11 protein-coding genes are annotated in these 14054 nt (G+C 52.7%); 9 read left to right on the top strand and 2 right to left on the bottom strand.

All coding sequences use genetic code 11. From position 1 onward, the window contains the following. Positions 1 to 36 precede the first annotated feature (36 nt). Both dbpA and AC4EYZ_RS19230 read left to right on the top strand, forming a co-directional pair. Positions 37 to 1470: an ATP-dependent RNA helicase DbpA gene (dbpA, locus tag AC4EYZ_RS19225; RefSeq protein WP_474191848.1), complete on the top strand. Its 1434-nt coding sequence runs from the start codon at positions 37 to 39 to the stop codon at positions 1468 to 1470. A gap of 33 nt (positions 1471 to 1503) precedes the next feature. Beyond that, on the top strand, positions 1504 to 2379 hold the full coding sequence (locus AC4EYZ_RS19230) for a PA4780 family RIO1-like protein kinase (RefSeq protein WP_159177155.1): 876 nt from the start codon (positions 1504 to 1506) through the stop codon (positions 2377 to 2379). Positions 2380 to 2458: 79 nt separating this feature from the next. Here AC4EYZ_RS19230 and tkt read toward each other — a convergent pair whose 3' ends face one another. Both tkt and tal read right to left on the bottom strand, forming a co-directional pair. Continuing rightward, a complete protein-coding gene (gene tkt, locus AC4EYZ_RS19235; RefSeq protein ID WP_490203967.1) occupies positions 2459 to 4474 on the bottom strand; it encodes a transketolase in 2016 nt (671 codons plus the stop codon). A 39-nt stretch (positions 4475 to 4513) separates the two neighbouring features. Beyond that, positions 4514 to 5461 (bottom strand): transaldolase, encoded by a 948-nt coding sequence (tal, locus tag AC4EYZ_RS19240; protein ID WP_474192569.1) that lies wholly within the window; start codon positions 5459 to 5461, stop codon positions 4514 to 4516. Positions 5462 to 5817: 356 nt separating this feature from the next. On the opposite strand from tal, the gene AC4EYZ_RS19245 reads away from it, so the two are divergent. The 7 genes from AC4EYZ_RS19245 (at position 5818) to AC4EYZ_RS19275 (ending at position 14051) form a co-directional block, all read left to right on the top strand. Next, positions 5818 to 6291 carry an RpiB/LacA/LacB family sugar-phosphate isomerase gene (locus AC4EYZ_RS19245; RefSeq protein WP_022522467.1) on the top strand — a complete coding sequence of 158 codons (474 nt, stop codon included), beginning with the start codon at positions 5818 to 5820 and terminating at the stop codon, positions 6289 to 6291. 93 nt (positions 6292 to 6384) lie between these two features. Beyond that, positions 6385 to 8115 carry a dihydroxyacetone kinase family protein gene (locus AC4EYZ_RS19250; protein WP_159177151.1) on the top strand — a complete coding sequence of 577 codons (1731 nt, stop codon included), beginning with the start codon at positions 6385 to 6387 and terminating at the stop codon, positions 8113 to 8115. A 71-nt stretch (positions 8116 to 8186) separates the two neighbouring features. Next, complete coding sequence (locus AC4EYZ_RS19255) at positions 8187 to 9122, top strand: sugar-binding transcriptional regulator (protein WP_233974185.1); 936 nt, start codon at positions 8187 to 8189, stop codon at positions 9120 to 9122. A 434-nt stretch (positions 9123 to 9556) separates the two neighbouring features. Then, complete coding sequence (locus tag AC4EYZ_RS19260) at positions 9557 to 10663, top strand: MDR/zinc-dependent alcohol dehydrogenase-like family protein (protein ID WP_474192567.1); 1107 nt, start codon at positions 9557 to 9559, stop codon at positions 10661 to 10663. Positions 10664 to 10732: 69 nt separating this feature from the next. Then, positions 10733 to 11377, top strand: a complete 645-nt coding sequence (locus AC4EYZ_RS19265) for a DUF2291 family protein (RefSeq protein WP_223828119.1) — start codon at positions 10733 to 10735, stop codon at positions 11375 to 11377. 9 nt (positions 11378 to 11386) lie between these two features. After that, complete coding sequence (locus tag AC4EYZ_RS19270; RefSeq protein WP_052475594.1) at positions 11387 to 12928, top strand: sugar ABC transporter ATP-binding protein; 1542 nt, start codon at positions 11387 to 11389, stop codon at positions 12926 to 12928. A gap of 19 nt (positions 12929 to 12947) precedes the next feature. Next, a complete protein-coding gene (locus AC4EYZ_RS19275; protein WP_041158282.1) occupies positions 12948 to 14051 on the top strand; it encodes an ABC transporter permease in 1104 nt (367 codons plus the stop codon). The last annotated feature ends 3 nt before the right edge of the window (positions 14052 to 14054 follow it).

Genomic DNA, 14054 nt, shown 5'->3' on the forward strand with positions numbered 1-14054 from the left:
GTCGTTTGTCTTTTAGGCTGCGTGCGCTGTTTTCCGATGGCCATCTACCTGTGGCCCAAGCAAGGTAATATCGTGTCTGACTCCTCTTTCTCCTCGTTAGCGTTGCCAAAAGCTCTGCTGAGCAACCTTGCGTCCCTTGGCTACCACGAAATGTCGCCGGTGCAGGCAGAGAGCCTGCCGCCGATGCTGGCCGGGCGCGATGTGCTGGCGCAGGCGAAAACCGGTTCAGGCAAAACGGCGGCGTTTGGTTTGGCACTGCTGGCTAAATTGAGAGTCGAGAGCTTTGCGGTGCAAGGCCTAGTGCTGTGTCCTACCCGGGAGCTCGCTGACCAGGTGGCTGAAGAGCTGCGCCGTTTAGCCCGCGGCATGGCCAATGTAAAAATACTGACCCTCTGCGGCGGTGCACCCTTTGGCCCGCAGCTCGGCTCTTTGGAGCACGGGGCACACATTGTCGTAGGCACACCAGGGCGTATTGACGAGCACTTGCGCAAAGGCTCGCTCACTCTGGAATCTCTCGCCATGCTGGTGTTAGATGAAGCGGATCGCATGCTGGATATGGGCTTCCAGGCAACCATTGATGACATCATTGCCGAGACCCCAACTGACCGCCAAACGCTGCTGTTCAGCGCAACCTTCCCAGACGAGCAGTCATCGGGCGGTCTAACCGAGATGACCCGCGGCGTCATGCGTGAACCGGTGATGGTGAAAATCGCCGAGGTGCACGACGCCACGACGATTCAACAGCACTTTTACAGTGTCGCCAATGAAGAGGCGCGATTTGACGCCCTGCGCCAACTGCTGCTGGTCTATCGGCCCGCGACCAGCGTGGTATTCTGCAACACTAAACGCGAAACCCAGGTAGTGGCTGAGCAACTGACCGATGCTGGTTTTAGCGCAGTGGCGCTCAATGGCGATTTAGAGCAGAAGGATCGTGATCGCATTCTGATTCTGTTCTCTAACCAGAGCGCGTCTATTCTGGTGGCCACGGACGTTGCCGCCCGCGGCCTTGATATTGCCCAGCTGGACGCGGTGTTTAACTACCAAATTGCCCGCGAGCTTGATGTTCACGTGCACCGGGTAGGTCGCACCGGGCGTGCCGGGGCCAGTGGCATTGCCTGTACGCTGGTAACCCCTAAAGAGAGTTACCGGCTGGAGCGACTGGAAGGGTTGCTGGAGCAGGCGATTAAAACTGAGCCCTTGCCTAAACCGAAGCACTCGGTGCCGTTCGAGCCGCTAATGGCGACATTGCAGTTAGCCGGTGGCAAAAAAGACAAGCTGCGCCCCGGCGATATTCTTGGCGCACTGACCAGTGAAGGCGGCTTGCGCGGCGATCAAGTGGGTAAAATTAAAGTGCTCGCCCGCAGCGCCTATGTGGCCGTTGAGCGCGATGTGATTCAGCAGGCTCAGGCCAAACTCGAGCGTGATAAATTAAAAGGGCGGGCTTTCCGTGTTCGCCGTATCCGTTATTGAACGCGTACCAAAGAGGAGCCGACGCAGCTAACCATGAAAATCCCTAAGCGATTACAACCCCTGGTCGATGATGGAATGATCGACGAGGTGTTGGTGCAGTTAATGAGTGGCAAGGAAGCGCAGGTCTACGTGGTGCGCTGCGGTGAAGAAGTGCGCTGTGCCAAGGTATTTAAGGAGGCCAAACAGCGTAGCTTTAAACAGGCCGTTCAATATCAAGAGGGGCGTAAAGAGCGCAATAGTCGCCGTTCACGGGCGATGGCCAAAAAAACCCGTTACGGCCAGAAAGAGCAGGAGCAGGCGTGGCTGAATGCCGAAGTCGACGCGCTCTACCGTCTTGCCTCGGCGGGTGTGCGGGTACCTGAGCCTCATGGCTTTGTGGACGGCGTACTGTTGATGGAGATGATCAGCGATGCCGAAGGTAACGTCGCGCCTCGCTTGGACGAAGTCACGCTTACCCCAGAGCAGGCCGAGACCTACTACGCCAAGGTTATTCAAGACGTGGTTAAGATGCTGTGCGCGGGCCTGATTCACGGCGATTTGTCGGAATTTAACGTGCTGGTCGATGCCTCTGGCCCGGTGATTATCGATCTGCCCCAGGCCGTTGACGCTGCCGGTAATAACAGCGCGGCCGCGATGCTGTATCGCGATGTGGATAACATGCGCAACTACTTCGGCCAGTTCGCTCCCGCGCTTTTGAGCACCGAATATGGCAGAGAGATGTGGGCGCTGTATGAAACCGGTGAACTACATCCGGATAGCAAGCTCACCGGCCACTTCGATGCCGACACCCATATCGCTAACGTCGATGAGTTGATGGAAGTTATTGACGATGCCAAAGAGGAAGAGGCGGAACGCCAAGCGCGTATGCGCGATGATGACGACGACGGCGAGATTCCGCAGCCTTATTGAACAGCCTCAATAAATCAGGCTCCTCTCGTTTGATAGCAAAGTGAGGAGCCTGGTTCGAGCTTTTGCCTGCTTTTAAGATTTAACCCAGCAGTTCATTTGCTTGCTTGACCACATTGTCGACGGTAAAACCGAAGTGTTTGAACAGATCACCTGCCGGGGCGGATTCGCCGTAAGTGGTCATGCCGATCACACGGCCGTCCAGACCTACGTACTTGTACCAGTAGTCGGCGTGAGCCGCTTCGATAGCGATACGCTTGGTCACCGCTTTGGGCAGTACGCTTTCACGGTACTCGGCATCCTGACCGTTGAAGCGATAGGCCGATGGCATGGAGACCACACGCACCGCTTTGCCCTGCTGCTCGAGTTCAGCGGCGGCATCCATCGCCAGGCCGACTTCTGAACCGGTGGCAATCAGAATCAGCTCGGGTGTTTCTGGCGTGCCTTCGCTGTCTTTCAACACCGGGTCTTTAAGAACATAAGCCCCGTTTTGAATCGCTGCCAACTGCGCTTTAGTGCGCTGCTGGTGGGGCAGGTTCTGGCGTGACAGCACCAGCGCCGTGGGGCCAGAGTGACGCTTGATGGCCGCATCCCAGGCGGTGGCGGTTTCCACCGCATCACAGGGGCGCCAGGTGTTTAGATTCGGCGTGGTGCGCAGGCTGGTGAGCTGCTCAATGGGCTGGTGAGTCGGGCCATCTTCACCCAGGCCGATGGAGTCATGGGTAAACACGTAAATCACCTGCTGGCCCATCAGCGACGCCATGCGGATCGAGTTACGCATGTACTCCATAAAGATCAGGAAGGTCGCACCGTAAGGCACCAGGCCGCCGTGGAGAGCGATGCCGTTCATGACCGCCCCCATGCCGAACTCACGCACACCGTAGTGCAGGTAGTTGCCGCTGGCGTCTTCCGGGGTGATCGCTTTGGCGCCTTTCCAGAAGGTCAGGTTAGACGGCGCCAGGTCGGCACTGCCACCCAGCAGTTCCGGCATTTGTGGGCCAATCACATTGAGTGCTTCGAACGAGGCTTTGCGTGACGCAATGGTCTCGCCATGCTCTTGGGCCTGCTCGATCAAGGCTTCGGTGGGCAGTTCCGCGGGTAACTGGCGCTTCATCCGGCGGGTGAACTCCCGCGCTTCCGTGGGGAAGGCTTCCGCATAGCGGGCAAACCGCGCGTCCCACGCCTGCTGAGCCGCTTTGCCCGCTTCACGGGCATCCCAGGCGGAGTAGATCGGCTCGGGAATATGGAAGGGCGCATGGGGCCAGTCGAGCTGAGTGCGTGCCAGGGCCACTTCGTCGTCGCCTAAGGGGGCGCCGTGGGCGTCTTCCTTGCCCTGCTTGTTGGGGGCACCAAAGCCAATGATGGTCTTGCAGATAATCAGGCTCGGCTTATCGTCGTGGCTCTTGGCCAGCTCAATAGCGGCTTTCACTTCTTCAGGCTTGTGACCATCTACATTGGGCACCACGTGCCAGCCGTAAGCTTCAAAACGCTTGGCGGTATCGTCGGTAAACCAGCCTTCCACTTCACCATCGATAGAGATGCCGTTATCGTCGTATACAGTGATCAGCTTACCCAGCTGCTGAGTACCGGCCAGGGAGGCCGCTTCGTGGGAGATCCCTTCCATTAAGCAGCCGTCACCTACAAAGCACCATGTGTGGTGGTCAACGATGGTGTGGCCGGGGCGGTTAAACTGCGCCGCCAGAGTTTTTTCCGCGATGGCAAAGCCCACGGCATTGGCAAAACCCTGACCCAGTGGGCCAGTGGTGGTTTCAATGCCGGGCGCGTAGCCGAATTCCGGGTGGCCCGCGGTGGGCGAATGCAGCTGGCGGAAATTCTGCAGCTGTTCCAGGCTTAGCTCGTAGCCGCTGAGGTGGAGCAGCGAGTAAAGCAGCATGGAGCCGTGGCCATTGGAGAGCACAAAGCGGTCACGATCGGCCCACTTGGGGTCTTCGGGATTGTGCTTGAGGTAGTCATTCCATAGCACCTCGGCGATATCAGCCATACCCATGGGGGCGCCCGGGTGGCCGGATTTGGCCTTCTGAACGGCATCCATGGACAGGGCGCGAATGGCATTGGCCAGCTCAAAACGGTTATTCATAGCAGTGATACCTTAGTTGTTATATTGAGTAGCGTGTCGTTAGGCGCGAGCAGTCAAGCGTTGAGCAATCAGCGACTCTAATGTTTGTTGGTCGCTGGCGAAGCGTCGGATCCCGTCAGCCAGCATCTCGTTGGCCATTGCATCTTGGTTATGCTGCCAACGAAAGCCAGCTTCTGATAGCTGTGTGAATGCTTTACGAGTGACGGTTTTCTGCTGGATTTTTGAGGCCACCTCTCCTTCCATGCTATCAAGCTGTTCTAGCAGTGCGGGAGAGATGGTCAGGCGATGGCAGCCCGCCAACGCTAATACTTGATCGGTGGTACGAAAACTTGCCCCCATGACGACAGTGTCATAATGACCAGTGGCAGCTCTCTCGCAAATCCCCTTTACAAATAGCACGCCAGGGTCTTCTTCTGGTGTGAACTGTTCACCTGTTGTCTTTTGATACCAATCGCTAACGCGGCCAATGAAGGGCGATATCAGGTACACCCCAGCATCAAAGCAGGCCTGTGCCTGAGCATCGCTGAACAAGAGTGTTAAGTTGCAGTTGATGCCTTCACGCTCTAATTGCTGAGCCGCACGGATCCCTTCCCAGGTAGACGCGAGCTTGATCAGCACACGGCTGCGGTTAATGCCCATTTTTTCATAGCGCTCAATCAGTTCGTAGGCCTTGTGAATACTGGCTTGGGTATTAAAAGAGAGGTGTGCGGACACTTCTGTCGATATTCGTCCAGGTACCACATTGGCAATTTGCCCGCCAATCGCAACCGAAAGTTGGTCAACTATTCGGCTCAGGTCGCTCTCATCACTACATGATTCAGCAAGCACCTTGTCGATCAACTCTTGATAACGAGGCAGTTCGAAGGCCTTGAGAATCAATGAGGGGTTAGTGGTAGCGTCCTGCGGTTGATAGCGCTTTATGGCATCCAAGTCGCCCGTGTCGGCCACGACCAGTGAGTGTTCGCGTAATCCATCCAGAAGCGACATTGCCTACTCTCCTTAAAAATGAACATTCTGTGTTCAAATGATTGTCCATTTAGACCGATTTAGTCAAATCAGCGTGCCACTGAAATCGATTTTAAGGTCATTGAACAAAAGTATAGTGCTTGGTAGATAATGCTTTATATCCATATAATTCTTTTATTATCAATATATTATTGATTTTTTCTTGGTTTTTATCCTGAATCCTCCAAAAAAATACAACTAGATCTTATGATCGGTGTGTTTACAAATGCTCGGTTAGTGATAGATTGAATAGCGTCAGTAGACGGCTGGCAACTGCGTGGTGGTTTTCATCGTTGTTAGTCGTCCGCGTTTCTATTTCCTAGAAAGGGAGAGCATGAATGTCTAGTGCGACGTCTTCTCTCAGAGTCGCCATTGGCGGTGATGAGGCCGCTTACGACTTGAAAGAGATTCTCATTGGTTATATCCGAGAGTTAGGCTACGAGGTTGAAGATTTTGGCACTTTTAATGCCCAGCCGGTGCTGTACCCCGATGTTGCCTTTGAGGTGGCTACGGCGATTAAGGAGGGGCGCTTCGATCGTGCAGTACTGGTATGCGGCACGGGAATCGGAGTGGCTATTTCTGCCAATAAGGTGCCCGGTATCCGCGCTGCGCAGGCGCACGATACTTACTCAGCAGCAAAGGCGCGCACCAGTAATAATGCACAGATTGTCACGCTGGGATCCAGAGTGATTGGGCCAGAGTTGGCTAAATCAATAGTGGCAACCTTTTTGGGCAGCAACTTTTCGGGTGGAAATTCCGAATTAAAAATAGCAAAGATTGACGAATATGAGTCTCGATTGAATACTCCGTAACCGTGGTATCGCTCATATTCGTCGACGCTGATTAATAACAACAGCATGCAAGCTGTGCTCACGCAGTTTGGCCTCACTCCAGAGGATATAATAATGACACGCCTATTTAATGATCCAAATGATTTCCCTGAAGAAGCTCGTTTAGGTTTAGTAGCTGCTCATCGCGATAAGCTGATGGCTGTGCCGGGAGGTGTCGTACGCAGTACGCGCAGCCAGCCAGATAGTGTTGCGGTCGTGGTTGGTGGTGGTAGCGGCCATTACCCCACCTTTGCGGGGTTGGTAGGGCAAGGGTTGGCCCATGGGGCGGTCATGGGAAATCTGTTTTGCTCGCCTTCTGCACAGCAAGTTTATTCCGTCGCCAAAGCCGCCAACAACGGCGGTGGTGTGCTGCTCTCTTTTGGGAATTATGCGGGGGACGTGCTGCATTTTGGTGAGGCGCGCGAGCGTTTGATTGCGGACGGTATTCCCTGTGAAATCGTGCTGGTCACTGATGATGTCGCCAGTGCACCCTTGGCGGAGATTGATAAGCGCCGGGGCATCGCAGGTGATCTAACCGTTTTCAAGGCCGCCGCCGCTGCAGCAGAAAAGGGATTATCACTGGAAGAAGTAGTTCAAGTGGCGAAAGAGGCAAATCGCTGCACGCGCTCTTTTGGAGTGGCGTTTGAGGGATGCACGTTACCGGGTGCAGCCGATTCGCTCTTTCATGTGCCCGAAGGCAGGATGGCCATAGGGCTGGGGATTCACGGCGAGCCGGGTATTAGTGAGACGGATATTCCTTCCGCAGATGGCTTGGCAGAAATCCTCGTTGCCCGATTATTGGAAGAAGTTCCTGACGGTATCAGACTCCAAGGAGCTCGGGTGGCACCGATACTCAATGGCCTGGGTACTATTAAGTATGAAGAGCTGTTCGTTATTTATCGCAAGGTTGACGAGTTGCTGCAGGAAGCTGGATTAAGCATTGTGGAGCCCGATGTGGGCGAGCTGGTGACCAGTCTTGATATGGCCGGGGTTTCGCTGACTTTGTTCTGGCTTGATAAAGACATGGAGCCGCTGTGGACCGCCGCTGCGGATGCGCCGGGCTATCGAAAAGGCAGCGTGACGCCAGCGCAGGCGCTGGATCCTGCCGAGGTAGAGGTGGTTACGCAAGATGAGATTCCCGAGGCTAGCGATGCCTCGCGAAAATTAGCGTGCGGCGTCGTTGAATCGCTCGAAGTGCTCGCAAATACGGTCAATGAAAACTGCGAGATGCTGGGCCAGATTGATGCTGTGGCTGGGGATGGTGATCACGGTATTGGTATGCAGCGGGGCAGCAGGGCTGCGCTTGAAGCGGCCAAAGAGGCTCTTGATGGCGGCGCGGGCGCGGAGACAGTGCTGCAGTGGGCTGGGCAGCGCTGGTCAGACGAAGCGGGCGGTACCTCTGGTGCTATCTGGCGGGTTATCTTAAAAGCGATGGGGGAGTCGCTTGGTAATGAGAAGCCGTTATCAGGACAGCGTCTTGCTGCTGGCGTGGTCAATGCCCGTCAGCAAGTCATGGCATTTGGTAAAGCTGAATTGGGCGATAAAACGCTTGTCGACGTGCTGGTGCCTTTTGCCGATGCCCTGTCGTGGGAGGCTGAGAAAGGCCAGGGAGCTTTGGCTTGCTGGGAATCCGCTGCACGCATAGCGAGTGAGGCTGCTGAGGCTACCAGGCAATTAATTCCCCGTGTTGGCCGCGCACGCCCATTGGCTGAAAAAAGCGTGGGTACGCCTGATGCCGGCTCTGTTTCATTGGCGCTGATTATTCAGGCGCTGATTCCTGTGTTGAAAAAGTGTCAAGCAAGCTGACATGATACATGCCCTTCAATAACCCCTGGATGCCGAGGATGAATGGTCAAGACGCTGCAGATATAGACTTAATGACAGAGATTTCAACGCTCTACTATGTGCAGGGGGAAACGCAGGAAGCGATCGCAAATAGGCTCGGGCATTCGCGTGTGCGAATAGGGCGGCTGCTCAAGCGTGCCCAGGCAGAAGGAATTGTCGATGTCCGAGTGCGCCTGCATCCCGCCGTTAGTGTTGAGATTGAGCAGGAGCTCAAACGGCGCTTTGGCCTGAAGCGAGCGTTGATTGCTCTGGATAATGCCGACCCGGATGTGCAGCGCTCGTCAGTCGCTAGTCTAGTGGCAGACCATCTGTCGCGTAGTTTGACCGATGGCCAGATCGTAGCCGTTGGCATGGGTCGTAACGTGGCCGCCGTGGCGGATAACGTTTTCCTGGCGGAGTCGTTGAAGGTTTCATTTGTGTGCGCAATTGGTGGCTCGCTGCGCGCAGGCGAGCATATGAATCCCGATCATATTTGTCGACGTTTGGCGAGTAGGTTTGGCGGTGATAGTGAGACGCTTTATGCCCCTGCGCTGGTACAGAGCGGTGAACTTAGGGATGCATTGTATGAAAACTCTACCGTGCGCCAGACGCTAGACCGGGCTCGACGCGCGGATACCGCTTTGATTGGCGTGGGTGACGTAAGTGAAGACAGTAATATGGTGCGTATGGGGTGGTTTTCGGCCCAGGAAATTGCAGAAGCACGGCTCTCTGGAACCGTGGGCGATATGATGGGCTATGACTTTATCGATATCCATGGGAAGCCTTCCGCAACGCAGATGCAGGGGCGTGTGGTGGGACTTAATATACAGGATCTCACGCGTATTCCAGACGTTATTGCTATCGCCAGTGAAAATACTAAAGCGGTTGGGATACTGGGGGCGCTGCGTACCGGGGTTATCGATACCTTGGCGACTAGTGTCACTAACGCGCACACCATTCTGCGTCTCGATGAAGCGACTACCGGGTAAGTGCGCGCTTGATTTGTATTCAAAACCTAAGGTTTCTCGGCATCTTACGCTTAGGTCGGCCCAACTTTCTCTGTTGCATTTATTGGCTTTTCTTGGGCATGTGGGCACTCTTTGGCATGCTTGGTTTCCCCCTTGTCCCTCGCTCCGATGTCAGTGATATTTGGCGGGCGCTTGTACATTTGTACGATGTTGGAACATATAGCATGGCTTTAAGTGATGCTTTCGCATGGCCGTAATAATAAATAGTTTCCATTTTTAAAATTTAAATATAAAAAACAAACAATTATGTTATTGGTCTAAAGTATAAGATTAGAAAATTCCATTATGGATTGACTCAGCTATGCTTAAAGCAGTTAATTCATATGTACACAACAAGATCTTTTGTAAAGCGTGCGCCGCTAGCCAAGCAATACAAGATATATTAGGAGTGAGTAATGCATAACACCGATAACAACAATCACACCGAACTGCCTCTGACCATGCAAGCCGTCGTAGCCTACGCGCCTGGTGATTATCGTCTTGAAGAGGTGGGCGTGCCGAAGGTGGGAGAGGGTGAAGTCCTGATAAAGGTTGAAGCGTGCGGAATCTGCGCAGGCGATCTCAAAGCCTATGAAGGCGCCCCCAGTTTTTGGGGAGACGAAACCCAGCCCGCTTATATCAAAGCACCGATGATTCCAGGCCATGAGTTTATTGGTCATGTGATGGCTTTAGGAGAGGGTGTTAAAAACCTTGAGGTCGGTGATCGCGTTATTTCCGAGCAAATCGTGCCTTGCTGGGAGTGCCGTTTCTGTAACCGTGGGCAGTACTGGATGTGCGAAAAGCACGATGTGTATGGATTTCAGCACAACGTAAATGGCGGTATGGCTGAATATATGGTCTTTCCTAAAGAAGCCATTAATCACAAGTTGCCAGATGAGATTCCAATGGAGAAAGCGGTTCTTATTGAACCCTATGCTTGTTCGTTACATGCCGTTAAGCGTGCGCAGATTGAACTGGGAGATGTGGTTGTCCTCTCCGGGGCAGGCACCTTAGGGCTAGGAATGATCGGTGCGATCAAAAAGTCCGGGCCTTCCAAGCTGGTCGTACTGGATCTCAATAACAAGCGCTTAGAACTTGCTAAACAGTTTGGTGCTGACATTGTCCTGAATCCCGCTGAAGTCGATGTTATTGACTACGTTAAAGGCATAACGGAAGGCTATGGTTGCGATATCTATATTGAGGCGAGCGGTGCGGTACAGTCGGTAGAGCAAGGTCTTTACATGATCCGTAAATTGGGTCGCTTTGTCGAATTTAGTGTATTCAAAGAGCCAGTGACTGTTGACTGGAGCATTATTAGCGATCGTAAAGAGCTGGATGTACTGGGTGCGCATCTAGGCCCTTATTGTTACCCACCTGTCATTGAAGGCATTGGTAATGGTGATTTCCCAACGGACCATGTGGTGACCCATAAGCTGCCGTTAGCCGAATTTCATCAAGGGCTAGATCTAATGCGCAATGACCCTAACGCGTTAAAGGTTGTGCTTATACCTGGCGGGAAGTAGGTAGTGGAAGTTTCTTATTTATAACTTATTTATAACTTATTTATAACTACAATGATAACCGGAGTGATTATGTCGGCGACATTAAATTCGGTGCCCGGTGATAAGCGTATCAGGGCCTATGTGGCAGCTGCTTTTGCTTTAGCGCTGGTTGCACTCATGGCGCTTGATACTAAAGTCATTAGTCTTACTGAACTTGAGAGCGCGGTGGGGTTTTCACCACAGCAATTTGCTCAGGAAACATTTCCAGAGATCCAAGCGTATGTCGAGAATAACGCTGTAAATGCATCGGTATTGGCGCCAGAGGTTCTCCAGGATGCCGGAGCGGCAGGTGAGAAATACGGCGTCGCTGCCGGCATTGGCCATATTGTGCCGGTCTCTTTATCCGGAGTTGCTGTAGAAAGCCGGGGGGGCGTTTACACCCTAGAGGTTGCCGATGTGCCTTCAGATATCGTCATTCGTGTGCAAACAGGCCCAGCCATTAATGGCACTACGCTGAGAGATACAACCGGCAATATTCAATTTGGCGACTTTACCAATCAGATTGAGTACCAAGATGTCGGCGCAGCGCTCAATGATGAAATGAAGCGTCAAGTGCTTGCGGATATTTCCGGACAAGAGTTAACCGGAAAAACGTTAGAGGTAGTTGGCTCTTTTACCATGATAAATCCCAAAAACTGGCTAATTACGCCGGTGAGTATAGCGATCATTGAGTGAGGGGCGGCTATGAGTATCGATACATCAACAGTGGAAGTGGCTCCGGTGATTCTTTCTGCACGCAATATCGAAAAGCGTTTCGGTGCCGTGCAAGCCCTCAAAGAAGTGAACTTCGATATATATCGAGGACAGGTGACAACGCTCTTTGGCGAAAATGGAGCGGGTAAATCTACGCTGATGAAAATTTTGTCTGGTGTCATTGCTCAGACGGCTGGGGAGATTGTATTGGAAGGAGAGAGCGTCAGCTTTTCTTCACCGTCGGATGCTGAAGCGCTGGGGATTACCATTATTCATCAGGAGTTGAGCTTGGCCCCTAACCTGAATGTGCGTGACAACATTTTTATGGGGCGTGAGCTGACTAAAGGAAGAGGCAGCGTCGACTATAAAGAAGAGGCACGTCAGGCTGAATTGTTAATGGAGGAGCTGGATGAACCGATCCACCCTCTTACCCTGGTCGAAGATCTACGGGTGGGGCAGCAACAAATCGTTGAAATCGCGAGAGCGCTGTCCAAGAACTCTCGCATTTTGATTATGGATGAACCGACTTCCGCATTGAGTGCCACGGAAGTCGAGACGTTATTCAAAGTCGTCCAGGATCTCAAAAACAAGGGTGTGTCGATTGTTTATATTTCTCACCATTTGGAGGAGGCGCTGCAGATTACCGATCATGCCGTTGTTCTCCGTGATGGGGTCATGACTGCTTATGCCCCACGTAGTGATATCGACCTGCAGTGGATCGTCAGGCATATGGTAGGAGAGAGTTTCGACCTTGGCTCACCGCCCACAGGGTATGAGCAGGGCTCCACCGCGCTCTCTATTCAGAACCTTTACATAAGCGACGATAAAGTGGCAGGTCGCTATGTTGTTGAGGATCTTTCTCTTGATGTGCGCGCAGGCGAGATTGTCTGCATTTATGGGCTAATGGGCGCTGGAAGAACTGAGTTATTGGAGTGTGTGGCAGGGCGAACCCGGCAGTCCAAGGGAGATATCTTGCTCAACTCAACTGACGTATCCCATTACAACATTGCACAGCGAATCGAGAGAGGGTTGGTGTTAGTGCCTGAGGATCGCCAGCGTGATGGGTTAGTACCCACCCTGTCAGTCGGTAGAAATCTGTCGCTAGCCAGTATTCATGCGTTTACTCGCAAGGGGCTTACTTCTTCCAGCTTGGAGGCAGAAATGATTAATTCAGCTATCGATAAGGTGCACATTAAAACAGACGGCGGGGAGGCTTCCATTGGTTCATTGTCTGGCGGTAACCAGCAAAAAGTGGTGATCGGTAAGATGTTGGCTACCCATCCAGACGTCATCATACTTGATGAGCCAAGCCGTGGTATCGACGTGGGCGCCAAGGCCGAAGTGTTCAAGTTATTGAGCCAAGGGGCTCGGCGGGGGTTGGCGGTTGTCTTTACAACATCTGAAGTAAGCGAGTGCTTGAGTATTCCACACAGAGTGCTGGTGATGAGCAAAGGACGGATCTCCGCTGAATTCAAACCGGGTGTAACGAAAGATGAAATTATGGCTGCTTCGGGCGAATCAGTTGCTGCATGATTATTCAATCGGATAGGTAATGACTATGTCTCATCACAACAATAACGCGTTACAAGATGAAAAAGGCAGTATCGATATCGTCAAGATTTTGCTGGAAGGTAGGGCTTTTTTTGCATTAATCGTGATCATTATTGTCTTTTCCATGCTCTCGCCTGTTTATTTTTCAACGGGTAATTTTTTAACCATGTCTTCGCATGTGGCTGTTTTTGGCTTGCTAGGCATCGGCATGCTGTTTGTCATTCTGACTGGCGGTATCGATTTATCGGTTGGCTCTACGTTGGCACTTTGCGGAGTGTTCGCGGGTATGTTGTTAGAAGGGGTGGAGATTGAAGCGTTTAATTTGGCTTTCTATCCTTCAGTGTGGGTCGTCGTGGTACTTACTTGCTTACTGGGCGGCCTCGTGGGGGCTATCAATGGCGTATTAGTTGCCTACTTCAAAGTGCCTGCTTTCGTGGCCACACTGGGCATGTTGTATGTCGCGCGCGGAGCCGCACTGCTGCTAACCGATGGATTAACGTTCAATAGTTTAAGTGGTGACCCTACATTAGGTAATACTGGGTTTGAATGGCTTGGGTTTAATAAACTATTCGGTATTCCTGTAGGTGTTTTGATTCTCTTTTGTGCTGCGGTTATTTGCATGTTGGCGCTCAGTCGTACGCCGTTTGGCCGGTGGATTTACTCTACCGGTGGCAATGCGCGTGCTGCAGAGCTATCAGGGGTGCCCGTCAATCGCGTTAAGCTCTCCGTCTACATTATTTCCGGCGTGTGCGCAGCCCTGGCTGGGATTGTGCTTGCCTCACAGTTGACCTCTGCTGGGCCTACGGCAGGTACTACCTATGAGCTGACAGCGATTGCTGCTGTCGTTATCGGCGGCGCCTCACTGATGGGGGGACGTGGCACGGTTCGAAATACTTTATTGGGCGCATTTGTAATTGGCTTTCTCGCCGACGGTCTGGTCATCATCGGTGTGTCTGCTTATTGGCAAATGGTCTTCACGGGTAGCGTGATTGTCTTCGCTGTCATGTTAAATAATGTCCAATACAGTGCTAAACACAAGTCCTCGCAACAAGCCGAGAAAACGACAGAAAGTAAGCGTGAAGGTTCTAGAGCAAGTGCTACTTAACGT

It is taken from the genome of Vreelandella sp. 162(4c) (genome assembly GCF_058152265.1).